Consider the following 20,744-nt stretch of genomic DNA (forward strand, 5'->3'; position numbering starts at 1 on the left):
GTTAAGCTCTTCTGTGCCGATGGTAGTGGGGGGCTGTCCCCCTGTGAGAGTAGGTCACTGCCAGGCAAGTGATAAAGAGCAGGAAGCCATCAATGATGATGGCCGCCTGTTTATTTATATTTATTTATGTGAACACTTCCACTGCAAGTCAATCTTGATAATTTAATTATTCCACAGTAGCTCAGTGGTAGAGCAATCGGCTGTTAACCGATCGGTCGTAGGTTCGAACCCTACCTGTGGAGCCATCTATTGCTTCCATAGCTCAGTTCGGTAGAGCACTTCCATGGTAAGGAAGGGGTCGCTGGTTCAAGTCCAGTTGGAAGCTCTCACGGGAAATGCTTTAACAGCGAGGTTTATCGGTCATCCGAAGCCTCGCTGTTTTTATACGAAAATGGGTTTGGAAGGGGACTGTCCCCAACGGCAATTTTTTTAATGCGTTTCATTCTTTTTGAACCTGTCGAACATGTCGGCCGTGTAAGATATGACTGTAAACATTAAGCATGGTTTTAAATGTCCCGGTGCTCCAGCCGTTCATGTATGGCCTTATACCTCGAGATTCAATAGCCATCTCCGAATGTAAAAAAAGGAAACATGTCAAACCAATATTGAATTGATCCCTTCATAATTGAGGGCATCGCTCAAATTGGAGCCGTGGTAAGGGAGCAAGCGGGTAGCTGCCCCCTTGAAAGGGCAAGTCATAAGATGTCCCCAATTCTGGGGAGTGACATGCTATAATCAACAAACGACACCCTTATAGAATGGGGGGTGGCGCCAATGACAGTATTTCAAGCCTTAACACTGATGATTTCTTTTGGTGTGCTTGTTCTCATGCTGTCAGACAGAAAAAAGAAATGATCCGCTTCATATGCCATCTGCGGTGGCGATAATTGAAGCAGACCATTCATGTTAATGTGTTTAATTCTTATTGCACCGTTCCGCTCTTATCGCGGATATTGCCATTCCGTCGGTGTTGGTAGCACCGACGGTTTTATTTTACGTTCCCTGTGCTTTTATTATACCCGGATCCTAGGGAGAAATACAACAGAACCTATGGAGAAATGCAATATTCGAAAATGAACTGTTCAAAATGGAGCAGCCAGCAAATCTGCCGAGTGGGGGTTCAAAGTGGAAGAAGATTCGGAAGAAGAATTTAAACATAATCATTCGTTTTTCATCATCTATAGCAAATTAAAACGAACGAAAACCCTATTCAATAAGGCTTTATCATACTGGAACAAATTGTAAAATACAATGTCATTAGTTATGGTAAGGAAGGGGTCGCAGGTTCAGGTCCAGTTGGAAGCTCTCTTATAAAACGCTGATGCATCAGGGGCTATTGGCTATTCCCGATTCCTGATGCATTTTTTATTTTAAGACGGCATCACCCAAATCGTCGCCAAAGAGAATTATATAGACAACCTTTGACATGCCCAAATAACAGAAAATATTCTTTTCCATTTTTATCTTTGAATCTAATTCAGTTATCACAATCATCTGTTCTTTCCAGTTTCGCGAGCCGTTGCAGAAGTACGATTTGAAGGCCAAGATGCACGACGTGTAGCAAGAGGTTCAGGGGAGAGTCTGCAATGAGTAAATCAAAAGAGCACCTAGGTGCAAGGTGCCCTTCTTGGACTGTTCTTTGTTAGTTTTGACGGATCCTGTTGTTTACCATTTTACAAAAGAAACGCCAACGATGATCAAGAGAACAAACAGAACGACGATCAGAGCAAAGCTACTACCGCCGCTATAGCCACCTGTGTATCCACCATCCAAGAGAAGCACCTCCTCGTCACGGAATAATACACTATATGAGTGGACAGGCGGTTCGCGCAAGGTACAAATTAATGAGTGAAAAAACCTATTTAGGGAGGAGGGATAGTTTCATCAAACTTTCTCAATCAAATGTGGATCATTGTTCTGGGGCTCAGGTGGTCGACATCATGAAGCAACATGGAGGCTGGGAATGATTCATAGTACGGCGAAACAGGGAATTTGAACACTTATTCTTTCCCTTCCAGCTCCGTTAATCTCTTCGAAGCAGGCGAAAATAATAATGAGTTCTACTAGTCATCTGGATGGCATTGAACGACACATAAAGCGGAGTTTTATAACAAAATGAATGGTCTGAAATACAGTTCACCCCATATTATGGTGATTTTTTTGAAATAATGCAGGGAAATATCTCCTTTTATTGAATTGTGTACGAGGAGGTGTTTTTATGTATCTAGAAAACTATATAGGACATTATGTTAGATTTAAGCTTAACCAGCTTGGCAGAGAAAATGAAACTTTGCAGTGGGCTTACAAAAAGTTACACATGGATGGCTTTACCATATCAAAACTAAAAAGCGTTGATGAGTTAGGAATATGGGTTGACTTTGATAAAGAGGTAACAATTCTACAAGATGAAAGTGGTAAACAATTATACGATCCACAACCGGAAAAGAGAAAGTTTGCTCTCCTTGTTAAGTGGAATTTCATTGATGGTATATATGTTGCTGATAATAAGGAAAGTGATGGTATGACAGTCGAGGATAAAGTGATCGGTTTTACTAATAAATAGTGTAGAAATAGGGAGGCTGTCTCAATCAGTCCATAGCGGAAAGAAGTTGCCACAAAAATTTGTAAATTCCGACAGATCAATTCAAATAATTTGATTGAAAGGCTGAACAAGAACAGGGTTTGTTATTCTATCAATTGATTGAATGGTAGAAAGGAGGTTCTCATTGCGTCTATGCGTTCTGACAAGATCATTAAGATGCCCCAGGGCTTATCAGAGGCTCCATTCAAAAAAGATACCTTGAAAAATATTTTATGTTTTATGGGATAGGAGGGATAAATTTTGAAAGGCATCGATCCAACCTTATTGTCCATACGGGAAAACTACAAATTTCTTTCGGGCAGCATCATCCCGAGACCAGTCGCTTTTGTGACCACACAAACAGGGGAAGGTGTTTTGAATGCAGCCCCCTTCAGCTACTTTAATATTGTTACTGAGAATCCGCCGATGATTTCCATTTCTGTGCAGCGCTCAAATGGAAAAATGAAAGATACGTCAAAAAATGCCATAAGGTTGAGAGAATTTGTTGTTCACATTTCAGATGAAAGCTACATTGACCAGATCAACCAAACTGCTGCGCCTCTTCCGCCGGATGAAAGTGAAATAAAATATGCTGGATTAACACCCGTTAAGAGTGTAAAAATCAGTGTTCCAGGCGTAAAAGAAGCGAGTGTCCGGATGGAATGTGTTCTGGAAAAAGCGATTGTTCTAGGCGGAACAGAATCTGCCCCTTCCTGTGATTTATTAATTGGCCGCGTGATTTATTACCATATCAAAGAGGATTTTTACATGAACGGCAAAATCGATCCTTTAAGCTTAAAACCTGTTAGCAGGCTTGCAGGAAGTTCCTATGCAAAATTAGGCGAGATGTTTGAACTAACCCGGCCTGTGTAAAGATATCCGTATCCCGCTATTTTTAAAGGGACTTAGAGGCAGATTGATAGAATCGAATTTTATTGTCGCCAAAGTTGATGAATAATAAAATCGGAGTTGCTGACGACAGAGTAATCAATACTACGTTGTCTATTTTGCTATAATTCAGATTCGGCCCCCTTATTGTTTTATACCGGAAACCTTGCGCAAATATTTGTCTTTCGAAATCATAACCGTTTACTTCTCCTGATACTGCTGAATCCAAATGATTTTAAGAAAAAATCTGCTGGAGCTTAAGTATATCGTCCTGTGTGTACATTCTGCGGCCGCCTTCGTTGATCATCGATTTTAGTAGACCGATTTTGTCGTAGTACTGAAGGGTTCTGACGGTAACGCTGGCTTTTCTGGCCAATTCACCAACTGAAAATAAATGCTCTTTGGCGTTTCCCATTGTGCGCCTTCTTACAGTGTTACTATTGTGATTACGTAACGTGCAATAGTTCTTTATAGGAATTTGGGGCTAATAGCAGAACTGTCCGATCTTAAAATACAAAAATCCCTGCAAGAGGGGCGCAGGGACAGTAAAGGTCGTTTGAAGAAACATGAACAGTCCGTCTGTGTTCAGTCTTCGTCATAAGGCAGATCAGCCTCTTTCTTCTTTATTCGTTCAACACTAAAGATTTCTTCTATAATTTTATTGACTTCAGCCTGTTCGTCAATAACCAGGTATGTGCTGATTGCCTCTTCGTTAATCAGGATGAACTTAGTTGCTAGATAATCCGATAGGTCTTCGTTTAATCCGGTTGTCATGAATCTTCTCTTCATTTCCACTCGGATAAAGTGCAGCTTCTGATAAGTCCGTTCTTTTCTATGCAGCATTTATGATCACCGCTTTCAATGGTTTATCTCTTAAAAAAAGTAGCAGGCTCGGATGGCTTTTGGTGAGACTCATTTAAAAAATTTTTCTGTGATGAGGGTTGCTGCCGCTAAACACCTTCATAATCTTTAAGGCCATATCTCTTTTTTAAATGAAAACTCAATTATGGGCAAATTGACAAAAAGAGAATTTATTATTCGTGCAAGCGTATTTTCAGGCAGCAAACAAAACAATAGGTGAGAATTCTGCTATTTTTGCAAAAAATAGATGGGATTCATGACCGTTTTAAAATTTCGCATGAACCAATGATTAATGGATAAGAAATGGGTTTGCAATGATATGATGAAAAACAGAAACGAACCTGTCCGATAAATGGATAAAAACTTTAATGGTGAAGAGAATCACTACGGCCAATCGCGATCAAAAAACGTCGGCTGACTTGACGCTGGGCCGATGAAACTCAGCACAAACCTTGATATAATGGAAAAACAGAATTTTTGCCATTGTGGCAGAGCACGGGAACTGCTCGCGGATCGTAAGGTGAGACGAAGAAGGGACGGGGGAGTATTTTTGAATAGCGGAACATTACTGGGCATCCCTTATGGCAATTGGCTGACGTTTCTCGGTTCACTTATCGGCGCATCGATGCCGATCATTATCTTAATTGTTCAGCATCACCAAAATAAAGTGTTGAGAGCCAAAGAAAAAAATGAGAATTTCATCGTGTCCTACAGTAGTTATAAATTTTACTTTGATAAGGTTAATCGTACGTTAGAAAAAGTGATTAGCGAAACGAGTAACACTGAGAAAAGCGTGAATGATTTAAGAGCAATTTATGTAAAAGCAAAAGAGATTTTCAGATACTGTTTAAACAAGCTCAACGATTTGGATGACAACAAGTTTACCGCGGTGTCTCATATGAAGCTGATGGAAATAAAATATGAAATGGATCATCTTCTTACTAAAACAAACGACATGATCGTGAGTAAATGGGATAAAGGAAGCCGTCCCCTTGAAGATTTCCTTTTTTATTTAAAAAATAAACAGACGACGATAGAAACAATAAACGAAGTGACCGATCATGAGTATTTAAGAGTAAGGTCACACATGAAATAAATGGTGCGATTGCAGGAGGACATTGAACGGCATGAAAACGCTGTTTAATGTCCTTTTCCTTCTTCTATCAGATCACCACGCGAATTGAAAATACCAAAAGGGCACCCGGTGCAAGGTACCCAGAAGCAAAGAGGCTATTTGAGTGCCGGGTGCGGCTTTCTTAATAGCAGAAAGCGGTGCCGACGATAATCAGCAGAATGAAGAGAACTACGATCAGAGCAAAACTGCTGCCGTGGCTGTAGCCGCCGTCAGATCCCAAGAGTAGACACCTCCTGTCACGTGATAATGCAGTATATTAACGAACAGGCGTAAGCGCAAGGGATGAATGGACAGGTGAAAAAATCCTTTTTGACGGAAGAATAAGGATGGGAGTGTAAGCTTTATCCACCAAGGGGTCGTGTAAAAAAAACACAATGAAAACGTTTCTTCTCTATTGAATTCTCAAACAAATGTTTATTTAATCGTGTTCTGCCAATTCGCAAATAGGGTCCGTCTCTTCAGCCCGGGTTTTGCTGCCCAGCAAAGGGTTCGTGTAAAAACTGCCATCAAAAGGAATATTTTACGGACTTTTTCCACATAATAACTATACAGATTGATAAGTTTTGCTGGATTCCAATAGTTGTCAATAAGTAAAAAATCACTTTTTCAGAATTTAATCAGTCTGAATGAGTAACCTTGAGTTGAGGTGGACTAGATGGAAGGCAATTTCTATAAAGGGCTGGCATGGGCGTTCGTGCTCTGTATTCCCTTTTGGGTAATAACAATAGGGCTGCTTTTTTTTATTTAATTTTATATTGCGCTAATATGGTAAAGCGATAAAATATATGGTATATTATTTCTTGCACGAAACGAAAGCAATTACTATTCCCCATCTTTTTGCATCTCGAAGAGAGATGTTAAGAGAATCTTAAGGAACAGGCTGTAGGATAAACTTATTCAATAAGTTTAACCCCTGTTTCAGGCCCGTATGGGTCTTTTTTTTTTATACATTGTGTGACCAAGCTCGTGTCATTGTTCCGCTCGCCTTATTCACTCACCAATGCATGTCTTCCTCTGCAATAAAAAGATAGTTCATGAATTCGCGCGTCCCTTAACTTGTAAACCAGATTAAACGGGACAAGGGAGACAAGCCGCATTCATATTTGTGAAAACGGTATTCAAATGACAATAAATTGAAACAGATTACTGCTTCTAATTGATTATCCAGTGATAGTATTAACGTAAGTGCAGATGATTTTTTCGGGATTATATTCAATCATTCGATTTTTAAACGATAAACACGAACAAAAGGGGGGCTCTTTTTGGATGGACAGAAAGTTATTGTGATCGGAGCGGGAATATCCGGACTGGCCACGGTCTATTATGTGAAAAAGAAGCGACCGCAGGCCCGTGTCGTTTTGCTCGAATCTTCCGGGAGAATCGGCGGGAAAATCAAAACCGTGCGCCGTGACGGTTTTTTAATCGAATGCGGGCCGGAAGGTTATATGGCACGCAAGCCGACACTGACGAAGCTGATTAAAGATCTGGGTTTGGGCGATCAGCTTGTCCGATCAAATACAGGAACGTACTACATTTATGTTAATCACCGGCTCAGGAGGATGCCTGAAGGTTCGGTCATGGGCATTCCGACAAAGCTGCTTCCGATGGTGACGACCGGCCTGATCAGTCCGATTGGAAAACTGCGTGCAGGGCTTGATTTGCTGATCCCGCGTGTTTATCAGGACAGGGATATTTCATTAGCGGAGTTTTTCGGCAGGCGGCTGGGGCCGGAACTGGTCACGAATATGATTGAACCTCTGCTATCCGGAATTTACAATGGTAATTTGTCGGATATGAGCCTGGAAGCGACGCTGCCGCAATTTGCGGCGATTGAGAAAAAGCACAGAAGCTTGATTCTGGGCATGAAACACATTCAGCCGCCGAAGCAGGCGGGTGCGCCGAAAAAGGCGGAGGGACGTTTTCTGAGTCTGTCATGCGGGCTTGATGTCCTGACAGAGAAACTGGCTTCATTCGCAGACGACGTCATGCTGAATACGCCGGTCAGTCATGTGGAGCCCGGTAAAGCCGTTCTGAGTGACGGCACAGCCATCGAGGCTGACGCTGTCATTTTGGCGACTTCGCCGAAACAGCTTGGACCGCTGCTTGATTTTCCGGAGGCATGGGGCTTGACAAATGATAAGCGGACAACCACGGCAACCGTAGCGATGGGGTTCAAAAAGGCTTCGGTGGAATCGCTGGACGGAACGGGTTACGTCGTATCGAGAAAAGAAGGGCTCAATATTACCGCGTGCAGCTGGATGGATCGCAAATGGCCCTACACGGCTCCTGAAGATTGCGCACTGGTCCGTACATACGTCGGAACGGCTGAAAATGCGGCGATTGTTGAAGAAAGCGATGAAGCAATCGAGGAAAAAGCTTTAACCGATCTGAGAAAGGTCGGAAAGATTGGAACCCCTCTGTTTTCGGTAATTACACGCCAGATAGACAATATGCCTCAATACACGGTGAATCACAATCAGCGGGTACAGGCATTTGAGCAGGCGTTGGAAAATAGAAAAGGAGTCTATGCTTGCGGAGCTATGCTGCACGGTGTCGGACTCCCGGATTGTGTGGACAACGCGATGCACGTGGCGGAACAAGTCGGCATGGACTTAAAAGTAAAAGAGAAAGCGGTGATTGAATGATGATGGTTCGCGACTATAATCAGGACCCGTTTATTGTGATCTGGGAAGTGACACGGATGTGTCCTTTTCATTGCAAACACTGCCGGGCAGCCGCTCAGCTGCATCCTTATCCGGGAGAGCTGTCGACAGAAGAAGGGAAGGGACTGATCGATCAGGTTTATTCTATGAACAACCCGTTGCTCGTCTTCTCGGGCGGCGACCCGCTGATGCGGGACGATCTCTTTGAACTGGCATCCTATGCATCAGGAAAGGGCATGCGTGTCTCGATGACTCCTTCTGCCACACCGCGCGTAACAAAGAAGGCAGTGCTCCGATCAAAAGAAGCAGGCATCGCGCGCTGGGCTTTTTCACTGGACGGCCCGGATGCGGAGTCGCACGATGACTTCCGCGGAGTTCCGGGCATTTTCGACCGGACGATGAAGGGGATTTCTTATTTAAATGAACTGGGGATAAAATTCCAGATTAACACGACGGTCACAAAATATAATGTGGACAAATTGCCTGAGATGGCTGAACTGATGAAAGCATGCGGTGTTTCTGTCTGGACACTGTTTTTCCTTGTTCCGACGGGGCGCGGAAAAGAACTTGAGCCTGTGACTCCTGAGCAGCATGAGGAAGTCCTGCGCTGGGCTTTCAATCTGCAGGAACGCATGCCCTACATTGTATCGACAACCGAAGCACAATTTTACCGCCGTGTCGCTTTTCAGGAAAATCAGCGGCGCAGGAAACTGGGCATGAGACCGATCGGAAGGCCTCATGACGATTTGGCAAAAGCGCCGCGCGGAACGAATGACGGCAATGGATTTGTGTTTATCAGCCATACCGGAGATGTGCAGCCATCAGGCTTTCTGCCGATCAATTGCGGGAACATCAGGGATACTCCGTTGCCGGACATTTACCGGAATCATCCGGTGTTTAAAGCGCTGCGGGATCCGGATTCCACAAAAGGAAAATGCGGCGTCTGCGAGTTCCGGTTTATCTGCGGCGGTTCCAGGTCAAGGGCCTATGCGGTCACAGGAGATTACAAGGCAGCTGAACCGTATTGCATCTATATTCCGAAGAAGCACCGAGAGGGTAAGGAAACGGTTAACATCTGACCGGCGGATTCAGGCAGAAATGCACTGTCCAACTTATCGGTCGCTTTACGAGAAGCTCCATGCAAAAAGAGGGATGCTGTTCAATAAAACGGCATCCCTCTTTTATACAAATAAGAAAGTACAAAAAATAGAAGATTAGAGGTGTCTAGTATAAGAAAAACTAAGGCTCAGACCGTCGTCAAAGACTTGGCTTCACCAAGTTTTTCTTATAAACATCACTTTTTAAATTCTGTCCGCAACTGTATTATCTTGTCTGAATCCGACTCGTCTGAACGGAAGACTTCCGCGCCGCGGCGAGCCTGCTTTCGCGATTGTCAGAAAAAAAGGCGATGCAGGAACCGGCCAGGATAAGCAGAATTCCGGAAAGGACATTTGCCGTTATGGCTTCACCGAGAATAAACAGCGCAAGAACCGGAGCAAGGGCGGGCTTGATGAAGAAGACCAGCGACGCAGTCGCCGCCGATGTTTCTTCCATTGCGAGAAAATAGAAGCTGAATCCGAGTCCGGTAACAAAAACGCCAAGATAAATCAGGCTTGGGAGCGTACTCCATGAAATCCCCTGCAATATAGGAACATTGCTGAAGGTACCCAGCCCAATGCTTTGCAGCCAATGAGCCACCGCACTGATTCTTGTAATCAGGATCAAAACAAGAAGTTCGGTGCCGCCCGCAAGAAAACTGAAACTGCTCTGAACTACGCCGTCATAACCAAACTTCAGGCTGCCCTTTCTGCCAATAATGCCATAAAGCGCGAAGGTAACAGCAGCCAGGAGCGACAGCACAATTCCAGTCACGTTGGTCAGATTTTCGGGATTAACGATGAACATCATGCCCGCCAGACTGATCACAAGCGAGAGCAGCGACAGTTTCGTCAGTTTTTCTTTTAAAAAGAAATGGGCGAACGGAATCAAAAACACGGCGTTGCAGCTGAACAGGATGGCGACGATCGACGCTTTGGAGTAGACGATGGCCATCTGGAAGAAGGTCATGCTGACAACGACACACATGAATCCGGAAAAAAGAAAATATAAAACGCTGCTCTTATTAAGTGAAAATCCGCTTCCTCTTAAATGGCGTATTGCGAGCGGCGATAAAACAGCAGACCCTATAAGAAAGCGCAGAAGATTCAATTGCAGCGGATTAAAGTCGGAAGCTGCCAGCTTGATGGCAATTTCCATCGTGCTGAAAAAAAGTGCCGAGAGCGCAATAAAAATGTAGCCTTTTTTCATTTTTCAAAACCTCGATTTCTCACCGTGAATTTTAGGTGATCTGATCGCTTCAGAAAAAATCTAAGCCGCGAAAGACCGGCTTTTCCAGATAATGTAATGTAAACGTAACCAACTAATACTTATTTGCATTGTAAATCTACACAATAATATAACGCAGATATTAAAAAATGTAACCCGTTTTCGGCTAAATATTTGGTCGATATTCGCACAATTTTCATTTCAAGGTATAAAATTCATGATGGAAATTGATCTGCCCCTATATTTGAATCTCTTGCTGTTATGGTAAAATAAAAAGGGAAGCAGAAAGAAAAAGAGGCGGGTGATCACATTGTTATTTTCAAAGATTCTGGTTTGTTATGATGATTCGGACTTATCAAAGAAAGCGCTTCAAAAGGCGATTGAAATTGCTGAACTGGATGACCACACGATTCTTGACGTGCTGAACATTGTAACGGTGCCGACAAATCAGTTCATTGTCGGCGATGTGTATCGCGAAGTACGTGAATCAACGTTAAGATTCGGCAGAGAGGTCGTTGGCCGAACGGAAAACGCTCTGCAGAATCTTCCGAATGTCACCCATACGATCGTCAAGGAAGGGCAGCCCGTGCGGACCATTCTTGAGTTTGCGGATGATAACGGATATGATCTGATCGTTATCGGGAGCAGAGGTCTGAGCGGTATTAAGGAGTTTCTGGGAAGCGTCAGTCATGGCGTTGTTCAGCGTTCGAAAATTCCGGTTCTGATTGTCAAGTAGAAGGGCAGAAAGATGATCGGGTCCCGCAGTCAGCCCGATTGCTGTGATTCAGGCACTCCGGTCCGGGGTGCCTTTTTTCGTATTCCCTGAATGAACAGGGACGGGTTAGAAATGAGTAAACCGATCATCCACTGGAAACAATAAAAAAGGCAGATGAATGAAAGTGACGGAACAAGATGCAATCAGAAGAACGAAAATGGCCGTTACCCGATCCGCTCTTGTTGAGGATTTTCACAGGCTCGGTTTGAAGAAAGCGATGACGGTGATTGTTCATACGTCAATGAGCCGGATCGGATGGGTGTGCGGCGGCCCCGTCACTGTAATTGAGGCGCTGCAGGAAGTGCTGACCATGGAAGGCACCCTTGTCATGCCGGCGCACAGCGCGGATGTCTCGGATCCGAGCGACTGGGACAATCCGGCTGTTCCGGCATCCTGGTGGCAAAGCATATACAAGGAAATGCCTCCTTTTGATCCTGAAAGGACGCCGACATTGGGCATGGGCAGAGTAGCGGAATGTTTCCGGACCTTTCCGGGGGTGAAGCGAAGCAGTCATCCGATCTATTCATTTGCTGCCTGGGGTGCCGGAGCGGGTGCAATTACATCGGAACACGCATTGGACGACGGGCTCGGACCGGCGTCTCCGCTAGGAAAGATTTACGACCGCAATGGCTTTGTCCTGCTTCTTGGCGTCGGCTACGGCAACAACACGTCGATGCATCTTGGCGAATGTTTTGCCAGACGTTTGCAGATGATCAGGCGGTCGAGCCCCGTCCTGATTAAGAACGAGAAACAGTGGGTGACCTATCGCGACTGGAACTACCACGAGGAAAGGTTTCCGAGGATCGGAAGAGCGTTTGAAAAAAAAGGAGCCGCGGGCAAAGCTTTGCGAAACGGAACAATCGGACAAGCGAAGTCGGTCCTGATGTCCCAGCGGGCAATTGTTGATTTTACGGCTGAGACCGTGCGAAAAGGGTAGCAAACCGGATTCTGTTCGGCTCGGCATCTTTGCGCGTCTCTCCTATTAACAAAAATTTAATCTGCAGGTTATTCTGTCTCAATATTTAGAGTACATAATTGAATTATCAAAACAATCTGGCGGATAGTTCACTGTTTATTGGAGATAATTTACGGACAGGAGATGATGAAAATGGAAGCCAAAAAAACAGACTATATTGAGGCTGAGGAACGGCAGCAAATCAGCAGCAGCATTGATGATCGGGAAACGGTCAAACTTAACCGCAAGCTGTTCCTAACTAACTGTGTTCTAGCCATTTCCATTGCTGTCAACGTGAAACTGCTCTTCGGATAAATAAAGCAATTTGCCGGATGTTGCACGAAAACCGATACTTTTCCAAACGTGAAAAATGAATAAATTAATAAAACGGGTAAATAATGGAAGTAAATTTCCATTATTTTTTTTATAGAAAAAATGACAGGGAAAGAGGAATCGAATAAACTGGATCTACATACAAGACAAGCCTTGAATATGGAGAGTCGGATATATGAAAGTGAACATTAATCTTTATGCAGGTGTCATTGCCGCCTTTCTGAGCCTGGCTGCTTGTTCAGACACGGTTCATCAAGTAAAGCCGTCGAATGTTCAGAAGGACAGTCCCGCAGCCCAGCCCGGTCTGGCGGTAAAGACAGTTTCGTCCCTTAACCGTGAGGACGTACATATTGTCGCCAATCCCGACAGCACGCTTGTCCTGGTCAATAAATTTTTTAAGCTGCCGGACAATTATGTCCCTAAACAGCTCGTTTATCCTGATGTTCCGTTCATTACCGGTGATAAGTCCGAGACTGCTAAGATGCGTCCTGCCGCCGCCAAAGCACTGGAGACAATGTTCGCGGCTGCCCAAAAAGACGGTATTCAGCTGGCCGGTGTGTCGGCCTATCGTTCTTATGCGTCTCAGACGGTGCTCTTTAACACTTATGTTAAAGAAGACGGCGAGAAAAAGGCGCTGACTTACAGCGCCAGGCCCGGGACAAGCGAACACGAGACAGGTCTGGCTATTGATGTTTCGGGTATCAGCGGTCAATACGCGGCATCGCCTGCCTTCGCAACAACGCCTGAAGCTGCCTGGCTGGCGGCTCACGCACCGGATTATGGTTTTATTATTCGCTATCCGAAAGGAAAGGAATCGGTGACAGGCTATGAATATGAAGCGTGGCATCTCCGTTATGTGGGGCTTCCCGTCTCGAAGAAAATTGCCGAAAGAGGCCTCACCCTTGAAGAATATCTTAGCGACGTTTCTGTAATCCGCTGATTGCTTACCAAAGATTGTCGTTCATTGATTTCTGCCGCATGGGTAATCTATAAAGGTTCGCAGAAGAGTGAACAAAATGGTTCATGGTGGTGAAGAGAAGAATGAGGCGAAGACGGAGGATTATGCCGCTGATTACGACGATCGGTATCGGTGCGGCTGCTTATCAACTATTGAGGCGGAACAACTGGATCGCTCAGACGGTCAGAAACCGGATGAATAAGATGGTACAGCAGAAGGAATTGTTTCCGAACACTTAACAGAGAAGCGGGAATCCGTTCGTTGGATTCCTGTTTTTATACGAAACATAAAGTATAAAATGATTAGCGGAATTTAGTATAAACGGGCTGCAAACACTGAAAGAAAGCTTTTCAGCTGCATGGGTACGACCTGATACGCAGGAGAACGGACCAGGTATAAAACATGGTCTGAAAGACAAAATGTTGAAGATGTCAATAGTCAGAATATATAAGTTTTTATTTTTTGCTTTACAAGCCTTCATATTCTGTATATAATAAAGAACGTCGATTGCGACGGAGAGACTTGGCCCGTTCGTCAAGTGGTTAAGACACCACCCTTTCACGGTGGGTTCATGGGTTCGAATCCCGTACGGGTCACTTTGGAGGATTAGCTCAGCTGGGAGAGCGTCTGCCTTACAAGCAGAGGGTCATAGGTTCGAGCCCTATATCCTCCACCATTTCGCCGGTCTAGCTCAATTGGTAGAGCAACTGACTTGTAATCAGTAGGTTGGGGGTTCAAGTCCTCTGACCGGCACCATTGATCGATGCGCAACGACAATATGGAGGGATAGCGAAGAGGCTAAACGCGACGGACTGTAAATCCGTTCCCTATGGGTTCGAAGGTTCGAAACCTTCTCCCTCCACCACTATAAATTTTCTTTAACTTGTGGGCCATTAGCTCAGTTGGTAGAGCATCTGACTCTTAATCAGAGGGTCGAAGGTTCGAGACCTTCATGGCCCACCATTTATCCTATTATGCGGGTGTGGCGGAATTGGCAGACGCGCTAGATTCAGGTTCTAGTGTCCTTTACCGGACGTGGAGGTTCAAGTCCTCTCATCCGCATTATTGTTTTAAATTGGAAGGTATGCTTAAAAAGCTTCTGAAATGGAATGCAGGCGATATGCTTACGGTCTATTTGATTGAATAAGCTTTTAAAACGGTACCTTTTGTTTTGCGGAAGTAGTTCAGTGGTAGAACATCACCTTGCCATGGTGGGGGTCGCGGGTTCGAATCCCGTCTTCCGCTTCATTTATTTCGGGGCCTTAGCTCAGCTGGGAGAGCGCCTGCTTTGCACGCAGGAGGTCAGGGGTTCGATCCCCCTAGGCTCCACTCTGATTCTTACATAAGACTATGCGGGATTCCCGGTTACAAGAACGGGAATCCCGCTGATTTTTGGAATAAGAAAAAACTGCCCGCAACGGACAGTTTTTTCTTATTAAACAGCTGCTGCGAGCAGAAATAAATGTCCCGGCTGATCGGGCATTGAATCAGTTTTTCATGATCAGATCCATAACATCGCGGCGCATGGTCTGCGGTACATTCTGAACAGGTTTTCCGATGCGGACGAGCATTTGGATGGTACCTCCGTCCGGCGCATAGTCACGGTGTATGCCGTTGTAAAGCTGTCTCATCTCAGGATATTCTTCCAGAACCTGACTAAGCGGCTGAACAGCGAGACCTAAATGATTGGCTTCAAGAATTAACCGGCTGTAAAGCATGCCGCTCTTCACCTGGCTCTTGCGGCTGTTATCTTTCGTCTGAATCATAACGTACGCCGGTGTGCTGTCGACCGATGCCTGGGTCGACTTGACGAAGAGGTCCGACGCCGCCTTTCCGCTGTTCATGGAAGGAAAAAGCGTGACAAGTCCTTGAAGCAGGTGAACCATGATTCCGGATGTGCCCTGCCCCTCAACAGAAAATCCATAGCGGTACTTATTTTTTTGATACTCGTTGGCCCGGAAAATCCTGGCTGACTCATCCATAACCCGCTGAACACCGGATTCAACGACAGCGCCTTTCATTGCATAATCGTCCAATCTGCTGACGTCCGCTTTATCTTGGTAAATCTTCACCGACAGGCCCGGTTCTGAAAGGCTATCAAGCCGGCTGATCTGTGCGGCGGTCAGAGCGTCCGGCTTATAAGGTCCCCTGTTTGTATCCGGGACGAACAGGGCGTTATAGAGAGGACTCTGCAACGGGCCGGTCTTCCTGAGCGTGATTTTGGCGACCGGTTTCGTATCCATGCTTCCCCGGAGGTTTTTTTCATTATATACTCCGTTCGGGAACAAGGATATATCGGTCCGGTAACCGATCTTCTCGCCGGCGACTTGCACGTAGTCCAAAAAGGTCCCCTGAGTCACCATCATCTGGCGCGAATAAGGGTCGACTTCGTTTGTCATCCGGCTGCTGTCGGCATAGAGGTAAAAAACTCTCGGGTCATTTTTATCAAGCTGAATTTTCCACGGCTGCATATTGTGCCCGTTTGCCGCAAGAAGTCCGTGTGCCGCCAGTTGAATGCGCGGATCTTCAAATTTTTGGGCATAATTTTTATCCCACGGCTCAAGATAATTCTTAGGAACAAAAATCCCGCTGATCAGGAAAAGAGAAAGGAATGCCGCTAAGATGACGGCGCCCAGACTGCAAAGAATGATAAGCACTGTTTTTTTAACCCCTTTTTTCTTCATTCAGGAGAACCCCCGCCTTCGTTTTGAATGGAACGGATCATCATCTGAAAAGCGCCGGAAAAAAGGTCTTTAGATGATGTGTGATGGTAATTTTGAAAATAGTTGGCTTTAACCTTTGACGTATGGAACACGCCGACCATGCAGGACCACAGGACAATCGCCGTTTTCACAGGGTCAAGATCATTTCTGAAGATTCCTTCTTCCTGACCTTCCCTGAGCAGCCCGGTTAACATGCCGAAAATGTCTTCACCAAGCTTGTAGCACTCTTCTCTTGACTGATCCGGGATCCCCTTTTGAAAATCGCTCTCCCCGTTTTCATATGAAAAGATAGCGGCAAAATAATCCGGGAAATCCGTGCTGAATTGGTAGAAGGTGTCCGCCATCTGCTCGAGTCTGCCATCGGCAGGACGGTCGTTCGTTTTTTTTCCTTCCTTTTTCAGCATTGCGATGAGCTGCCTGTATCCCCGGATCATCACTTCGAAATGAAGCTGTTCTTTACTGTTGAAATAGGCGTAGACAGTGCGCTTGCTGAAGTGCGCTTCACGGGCAATGTCGTCCATTGTTGACCGCTCATACCCTTTTGAAAAAAAGAGTTTTTCGGCGGCGTTGATTATTTTATTCCTGCGCATCGTTTTTCCCTCTCCGGGGTTCAAGGGCAGCACCTCCGATAGCGATGATTGAACAATAAAGTAAACTGTCAGTTTACTTTATTGTTCAATAAATCGGCTGGCCTGTCAATACCGGAATGAATGCCATGACGTGCCGAAGATGGCCATATCCGTTCTTTTTTATTATGGTATAATTTGAGTAATAAATAGTAACCAAAAATTATATGTCCGATTTGTTCACAAAATTAAAGAGAGCACGGCCGGCCGCGCTCTCTCGAAATACAATTATCTGAGTAATTGCTCGTATTTATTCAATAACTTGTCAAGGCGGCGGCTCATGTGCTGAATTTTCGGTGAAGACAGCGGTTCTTCAACAGCGGTAAGGACAAGTTGGTCGCGCAACTTTTCGATTTTCTTACTGAGATCCTTTCTGTTCATTGGCTCGCCTCCATATTTTGTCTTAGTTGTATTAAAATACCCATTAATTTGAAAAATAAAACAAACAATGTCGGTTTTTCTGAGTTGTCCCGGACAGCCGCCGGGGTGCCGGCTCCGTTTCATTTATGAAACTTGACTCGGTGTTCTTTCGTATGACATATTAATGCAAAAGAGAGGTTAAGATGGAGCAGAAAGAGAAACGACTGATCAGGAGGGTTAAAAAAGGCGACCATCAAGCCTTTGCAGAACTCGTCGACAGATATAAAAACAGTGTGTTCGCGATTTGCCTGAGGATGGTCGGCAACCGGCAGGAAGCTGAGGATCTGTCCCAGGAAACATTTATCCGGGCATATAAACATATTGATCAATTTGACAATGACCGCAACTTTTCGACGTGGCTTTTCCGGATCGCGACCAATCTCTCGATTGATTCATTGCGGAGGAAAAAACCGAGTGTCTCGCTGGATGCCGAATTGCCGGGAGCTGAGGGACTCGCGCTGAAGGAACTGCTGAGCGGCGGGGAAACCATGCCCGATGAGCAGATTGTCCGTGCCGAGATGGAAAAAATTATCCAACACGAGATCAGTCTTCTTCCTGAAAAGTATCGCTCGGCTGTTATTCTGAAATATATTGAAGATCTCAGTCTGAAAGAAATCAGTGAGATCATGGGGATTCCTGTCGGAACGGTGAAAACAAGAATTCATCGCGGCCGTGAAATGCTGAGAAAACATATGGCTGCTTTCAGAGGTGAAAAGTGATGAGCGATGCACATAAAAAGTTTGTGTCTTTAATGAATAAAGTGCTGGATGAAGAAGCGACAAAAGAAGAGCAGCGCTTGCTTGATGCCCACATCGCTGACTGCAGCAGCTGCCGCGTCCACTTTCATGAATTACGGCAGTCGGCAGATCTGCTCAACCGACTGGTCCACCCACAAGCACCGTTAAACTTTACGAAAAATGTTCTTGATAAACTTCCTGCAGATAATCGCCATGCGGTTCGGAACTGGGTAAGCCGCCATCCGCTGTACGCGGCGATGGCGATCTGCGCGCTCCCCATGTCGCTTATGATGATCGCGGCGAGGCGTCAGACCGTTTATCGGGATAAAAATGGAAACGGCCAGTTTATACTGCTTAAAATGCCTGAAAACCGTTCCTGATACTGATAAAAAACGGCGAATACAAGCCCGGTGCGCCGGCTACTTCGCTGCCCGGAAGAGACAGGCTTCTCATTTTTTATGGCGAATGGCATAGAATAAAAAAATGTACAGAACAGACGGCGGCAGTGGGGTCGTTCACGATATGCCATCTATGCTATGATTCATTGTGAAGCGGGACTTCACACGGGAGCAAGGTTATTTTAATAATAGAAAACGAGCGGCTGTTTGGAGGATGAAAGCCATGTCTTGGTTGGCTCATTTCAACATTTTAAATTACCTGACGGATATCATTGATATCTTAATCGTTACCTATCTGATCTATAAAGTCATCCTGATTATCCGGGGCACAAAGGCCGTTCAGCTTGCGAAGGGTATATTAGTTATTGTCGGCGTCTGGTTTCTGAGCAGCTTGTTTCAGCTAAAGACACTCGAGTGGATCCTGAACAACGCCATTACATACGGATTGTTTGCGATTATCGTGATTTTTCAGCCTGAACTGCGGCGTGTGCTCGAACAGCTCGGGCGGGGCCGGCTTTTTTCACGAGGAACGATTGTCGAGGAACAGCATAAGCAGATGACCGATGCGATTGTCAAGGCGTCTTCATATATGGCAAAGCGCCGCATTGGAGCGCTAATGTCCATAGAACGGAAAACGGGGCTTAATGATTACATTGAAACAGGCATCCCCCTGCATGGTAATCTGACCTCCCAATTGCTGATTAACATTTTCATTCCAAACACGCCGCTTCATGATGGTGCGGTGATTATCCGGGGCAATGAGGTGGTGGCGGCGGCATGCTATTTGCCGCTTTCCGAAAGTCCTTTCATATCAAAAGAACTTGGGACAAGGCATCGCGCGGCAATGGGAGTCAGTGAGGTCACCGACTCCCTGACCGTGGTTGTTTCGGAGGAAACAGGCGGAATCACAGTCACGAAAAACGGCGAAATGTTCCGTGACATCCCGGAAGAACGGCTGGCAGAAATCCTGCAGACTGAACTAAACAAATCTGAGAAGAACAACGGTTCTTTAAGATGGAATTGGAGAGGGAAGCACCATGGATAAACTACTGCGCAAAAACTGGCTGGTCAAGATTATCTCCTTTGTTACAGCGCTGATGCTCTATGCCATTGTGAATGCAGGCCAGAATCCCTCTCCTTCACCATCAAGCGTTATAATAAATCAGACGCAGCAGATGATTGTTACGGAAAAACTGGATGTCCGTTACAACTCAAATCAATATGTGGTCAGCGGTGCACCGCAGTCTGTAAGCCTTCGTTTGAGCGGATCGAATGATCTCATTCTGAAGGCGAGATTGCTGACGGGGAAAAGCGCTTTCATCAATCTAGTGAACATGAGACCCGGCACTTATGACGTTCAGGTCCAGACACAGGGCTTCCCGACCGGTCTGAAAGTGACACCCGTTCCGGGAACGGTAAGGGTCACCGTACAGAAAAAGACGAGCAAAGAGCTCCCGGTAGCTGTTGACATATTAGATAAGAGCACAGTTGGCGCCGGATTCCTTGTCGGCGATCCAGTAATCGATCCAAAGGCCGTCACCGTAACCGGTGGAGAGAGCACGATTAACTCAATTGCTTTTATCAAGGGAGTGATCAGCGTCAAAGGTGCCAATGCAACCGTTGACAAAATGATTGCACTGCATGCATATGATAGTACTGGAAGCGAGGTCGATGTGTCCATTGAACCGTCCGCTGTTCACGTGCAGGTGCCGGTGACCCGGGTATCCAAACAATTGAGCATACAGGCGGTGACGACCGGCACGCCAGCGGCGGGCTATCAAGTCGGTTCAATTGATTTGTCGGCAAATACGGTCAATGTCATCGCGCACGATGGGAACGCGTTGAATACGATCACCGGCATTCCGCCGCTTTCCGTCCCTGTCGACGGACTGACGTCCGATAAAACATTCTCGGTCAATGTACCGGTTCCTGCCGGCGCGACTCAGGTTTCGCCAGGCAAGGTTAATGTGACGGTACATATTGTAAAAGCAACTTCGGCAGGCGGCGGGAGCAGCGCCAGTTCGGCTGCTGCCGGGACAAGCGGCCAGATGGGGACAAGGAATTTTCAGGCGGTTCCCGTTACGGTAACGGGACTTGGTTCCGGCCGGAATGCAACGTTCACTTCAGCGAATAACGTCAATGTTTCGGTTACGGGAAATTCTCAGGACCTCAATAATTTGACGGCAAACGATATACAGGCCAGTGTTGATCTTACGGGACTGGGCACGGGCCAGCATCAGGTCACGGTAAATATCACGGTTCCGAACGGGCTGACCGCTCAGGCATCTCCCGGAAGCGTCGGCGTCAACATCAGTTAGCTCCGGCAAGCGATAGCATGAGGCCCCGAGAGACAATCAGCGCCTGCT

Annotated in this window: 23 protein-coding genes and 10 tRNA genes; 25 read left to right on the top strand and 8 right to left on the bottom strand. The window is 45.7% G+C overall.

What is annotated here, in order from left to right; all coding sequences use genetic code 11:
* Positions 1-170: 170 nt before the first annotated feature.
* The 3 genes from IEX81_RS15290 (at position 171) to IEX81_RS16920 (ending at position 855) form a co-directional block, all read left to right on the top strand.
* A tRNA-Asn gene (locus IEX81_RS15290) sits at positions 171-245 on the top strand.
* A gap of 6 nt (positions 246-251) precedes the next feature.
* Positions 252-325: transfer RNA gene (locus IEX81_RS15295), tRNA-Thr, on the top strand.
* Between the two features lie 449 nt (positions 326-774).
* Entirely contained in the window at positions 775-855 is an 81-nt protein-coding gene (locus IEX81_RS16920) for a putative holin-like toxin (protein ID WP_373292394.1), read from the top strand.
* Positions 856-1,665: 810 nt separating this feature from the next.
* On the opposite strand, the gene IEX81_RS15300 is transcribed toward IEX81_RS16920, so the two are convergent.
* On the bottom strand, positions 1,666-1,782 hold the full coding sequence (locus IEX81_RS15300) for a YjcZ family sporulation protein (protein ID WP_229727643.1): 117 nt from the start codon (positions 1,780-1,782) through the stop codon (positions 1,666-1,668).
* Positions 1,783-2,218: 436 nt separating this feature from the next.
* Between IEX81_RS15300 and IEX81_RS15305 the strand changes: the two genes are divergently transcribed.
* Positions 2,219-2,563, top strand: a complete 345-nt coding sequence (locus IEX81_RS15305; protein ID WP_188804894.1) for a hypothetical protein — start codon at positions 2,219-2,221, stop codon at positions 2,561-2,563.
* Between the two features lie 279 nt (positions 2,564-2,842).
* Positions 2,843-3,454 carry a flavin reductase family protein gene (locus IEX81_RS15310; RefSeq protein WP_188804896.1) on the top strand — a complete coding sequence of 204 codons (612 nt, stop codon included), beginning with the start codon at positions 2,843-2,845 and terminating at the stop codon, positions 3,452-3,454.
* A 250-nt stretch (positions 3,455-3,704) separates the two neighbouring features.
* On the opposite strand, the gene IEX81_RS15315 is transcribed toward IEX81_RS15310, so the two are convergent.
* Positions 3,705-3,884, bottom strand: coding sequence for a MerR family transcriptional regulator (locus IEX81_RS15315; RefSeq protein WP_188804898.1), 180 nt, complete (start codon positions 3,882-3,884; stop codon positions 3,705-3,707).
* A 170-nt stretch (positions 3,885-4,054) separates the two neighbouring features.
* Positions 4,055-4,312, bottom strand: coding sequence for a hypothetical protein (locus IEX81_RS15320; protein WP_188804900.1), 258 nt, complete (start codon positions 4,310-4,312; stop codon positions 4,055-4,057).
* A 568-nt stretch (positions 4,313-4,880) separates the two neighbouring features.
* On the opposite strand from IEX81_RS15320, the gene IEX81_RS15325 reads away from it, so the two are divergent.
* On the top strand, positions 4,881-5,426 hold the full coding sequence (locus IEX81_RS15325; RefSeq protein WP_188804902.1) for a hypothetical protein: 546 nt from the start codon (positions 4,881-4,883) through the stop codon (positions 5,424-5,426).
* 160 nt (positions 5,427-5,586) lie between these two features.
* Here the strand turns inward: IEX81_RS15325 and IEX81_RS15330 are convergent, their stop codons facing one another.
* Entirely contained in the window at positions 5,587-5,685 is a 99-nt protein-coding gene (locus IEX81_RS15330) for a YjcZ family sporulation protein (RefSeq protein ID WP_188804904.1), read from the bottom strand.
* A 1,042-nt stretch (positions 5,686-6,727) separates the two neighbouring features.
* On the opposite strand from IEX81_RS15330, the gene hemG reads away from it, so the two are divergent.
* Together hemG and IEX81_RS15340 are read left to right on the top strand one after the other, a co-directional pair.
* Positions 6,728-8,110 carry a protoporphyrinogen oxidase gene (hemG, locus tag IEX81_RS15335; RefSeq protein ID WP_188804906.1) on the top strand — a complete coding sequence of 461 codons (1,383 nt, stop codon included), beginning with the start codon at positions 6,728-6,730 and terminating at the stop codon, positions 8,108-8,110.
* Positions 8,107-9,207 (top strand): TIGR04053 family radical SAM/SPASM domain-containing protein, encoded by a 1,101-nt coding sequence (locus IEX81_RS15340; protein WP_373292392.1) that lies wholly within the window; start codon positions 8,107-8,109, stop codon positions 9,205-9,207. Before hemG ends, IEX81_RS15340 begins: the two co-directional genes overlap by 4 nt.
* A gap of 244 nt (positions 9,208-9,451) precedes the next feature.
* Here IEX81_RS15340 and IEX81_RS15345 read toward each other — a convergent pair whose 3' ends face one another.
* A complete protein-coding gene (locus IEX81_RS15345) occupies positions 9,452-10,435 on the bottom strand; it encodes a DMT family transporter (RefSeq protein WP_188804908.1) in 984 nt (327 codons plus the stop codon).
* A gap of 328 nt (positions 10,436-10,763) precedes the next feature.
* On the opposite strand from IEX81_RS15345, the gene IEX81_RS15350 reads away from it, so the two are divergent.
* From IEX81_RS15350 to IEX81_RS15410, 13 genes are all read left to right on the top strand, one after another.
* Entirely contained in the window at positions 10,764-11,189 is a 426-nt protein-coding gene (locus IEX81_RS15350) for a universal stress protein (RefSeq protein WP_188804910.1), read from the top strand.
* Positions 11,190-11,346: 157 nt separating this feature from the next.
* Positions 11,347-12,165, top strand: a complete 819-nt coding sequence (locus tag IEX81_RS15355; RefSeq protein WP_308424094.1) for an AAC(3) family N-acetyltransferase — start codon at positions 11,347-11,349, stop codon at positions 12,163-12,165.
* A 171-nt stretch (positions 12,166-12,336) separates the two neighbouring features.
* Positions 12,337-12,498 (top strand): hypothetical protein, encoded by a 162-nt coding sequence (locus IEX81_RS15360; RefSeq protein WP_188804912.1) that lies wholly within the window; start codon positions 12,337-12,339, stop codon positions 12,496-12,498.
* A gap of 193 nt (positions 12,499-12,691) precedes the next feature.
* A complete protein-coding gene (locus tag IEX81_RS15365) occupies positions 12,692-13,456 on the top strand; it encodes a M15 family metallopeptidase (protein ID WP_188804914.1) in 765 nt (254 codons plus the stop codon).
* 101 nt (positions 13,457-13,557) lie between these two features.
* Positions 13,558-13,713, top strand: a complete 156-nt coding sequence (locus IEX81_RS15370; protein WP_188804916.1) for a DUF3918 family protein — start codon at positions 13,558-13,560, stop codon at positions 13,711-13,713.
* A 285-nt stretch (positions 13,714-13,998) separates the two neighbouring features.
* Positions 13,999-14,070, top strand: a tRNA-Glu gene (locus IEX81_RS15375).
* 4 nt (positions 14,071-14,074) lie between these two features.
* Positions 14,075-14,150 (top strand) — tRNA-Val (locus IEX81_RS15380).
* A gap of 4 nt (positions 14,151-14,154) precedes the next feature.
* A tRNA-Thr gene (locus IEX81_RS15385) sits at positions 14,155-14,230 on the top strand.
* A 24-nt stretch (positions 14,231-14,254) separates the two neighbouring features.
* Positions 14,255-14,339, top strand: a tRNA-Tyr gene (locus IEX81_RS15390).
* A 22-nt stretch (positions 14,340-14,361) separates the two neighbouring features.
* Positions 14,362-14,437: transfer RNA gene (locus IEX81_RS15395), tRNA-Lys, on the top strand.
* Between the two features lie 13 nt (positions 14,438-14,450).
* Positions 14,451-14,536, top strand: a tRNA-Leu gene (locus IEX81_RS15400).
* Positions 14,537-14,647: 111 nt separating this feature from the next.
* A tRNA-Gly gene (locus IEX81_RS15405) sits at positions 14,648-14,719 on the top strand.
* An 11-nt stretch (positions 14,720-14,730) separates the two neighbouring features.
* Positions 14,731-14,803, top strand: a tRNA-Ala gene (locus tag IEX81_RS15410).
* A 158-nt stretch (positions 14,804-14,961) separates the two neighbouring features.
* On the opposite strand, the gene IEX81_RS15415 is transcribed toward IEX81_RS15410, so the two are convergent.
* From IEX81_RS15415 to IEX81_RS15425, 3 genes are all read right to left on the bottom strand, one after another.
* The gene (locus tag IEX81_RS15415; RefSeq protein WP_188804918.1) at positions 14,962-16,158 is read right to left on the bottom strand and encodes an Acg family FMN-binding oxidoreductase; all 1,197 of its coding nucleotides are present in this window, start codon (positions 16,156-16,158) and stop codon (positions 14,962-14,964) included.
* On the bottom strand, positions 16,155-16,811 hold the full coding sequence (locus tag IEX81_RS15420) for a TetR/AcrR family transcriptional regulator (RefSeq protein ID WP_229727645.1): 657 nt from the start codon (positions 16,809-16,811) through the stop codon (positions 16,155-16,157). Before IEX81_RS15420 ends, IEX81_RS15415 begins: the two co-directional genes overlap by 4 nt.
* A 240-nt stretch (positions 16,812-17,051) precedes the next feature.
* Positions 17,052-17,204 (bottom strand): aspartyl-phosphate phosphatase Spo0E family protein, encoded by a 153-nt coding sequence (locus tag IEX81_RS15425; RefSeq protein ID WP_188804920.1) that lies wholly within the window; start codon positions 17,202-17,204, stop codon positions 17,052-17,054.
* A gap of 182 nt (positions 17,205-17,386) precedes the next feature.
* On the opposite strand from IEX81_RS15425, the gene sigW reads away from it, so the two are divergent.
* The 4 genes from sigW to IEX81_RS15445 all read left to right on the top strand — a co-directional run bounded on the left by sigW (position 17,387) and on the right by IEX81_RS15445 (position 20,696).
* Positions 17,387-17,962: an RNA polymerase sigma factor SigW gene (sigW, locus tag IEX81_RS15430; RefSeq protein ID WP_188804922.1), complete on the top strand. Its 576-nt coding sequence runs from the start codon at positions 17,387-17,389 to the stop codon at positions 17,960-17,962.
* Positions 17,962-18,360: an anti-sigma factor family protein gene (locus IEX81_RS15435; protein ID WP_188804924.1), complete on the top strand. Its 399-nt coding sequence runs from the start codon at positions 17,962-17,964 to the stop codon at positions 18,358-18,360. Before sigW ends, IEX81_RS15435 begins: the two co-directional genes overlap by 1 nt.
* A gap of 232 nt (positions 18,361-18,592) precedes the next feature.
* Positions 18,593-19,423, top strand: coding sequence for a diadenylate cyclase CdaA (gene cdaA / locus IEX81_RS15440; RefSeq protein ID WP_373292393.1), 831 nt, complete (start codon positions 18,593-18,595; stop codon positions 19,421-19,423).
* Positions 19,416-20,696 (top strand): CdaR family protein, encoded by a 1,281-nt coding sequence (locus tag IEX81_RS15445; RefSeq protein WP_188804926.1) that lies wholly within the window; start codon positions 19,416-19,418, stop codon positions 20,694-20,696. Before cdaA ends, IEX81_RS15445 begins: the two co-directional genes overlap by 8 nt.
* Positions 20,697-20,744: the final 48 nt, after the last annotated feature.

The sequence above is a fragment of the Sporolactobacillus putidus genome (genome assembly GCF_014647035.1).
GTDB lineage: Bacteria > Bacillota > Bacilli > Bacillales > Sporolactobacillaceae > Sporolactobacillus > Sporolactobacillus putidus.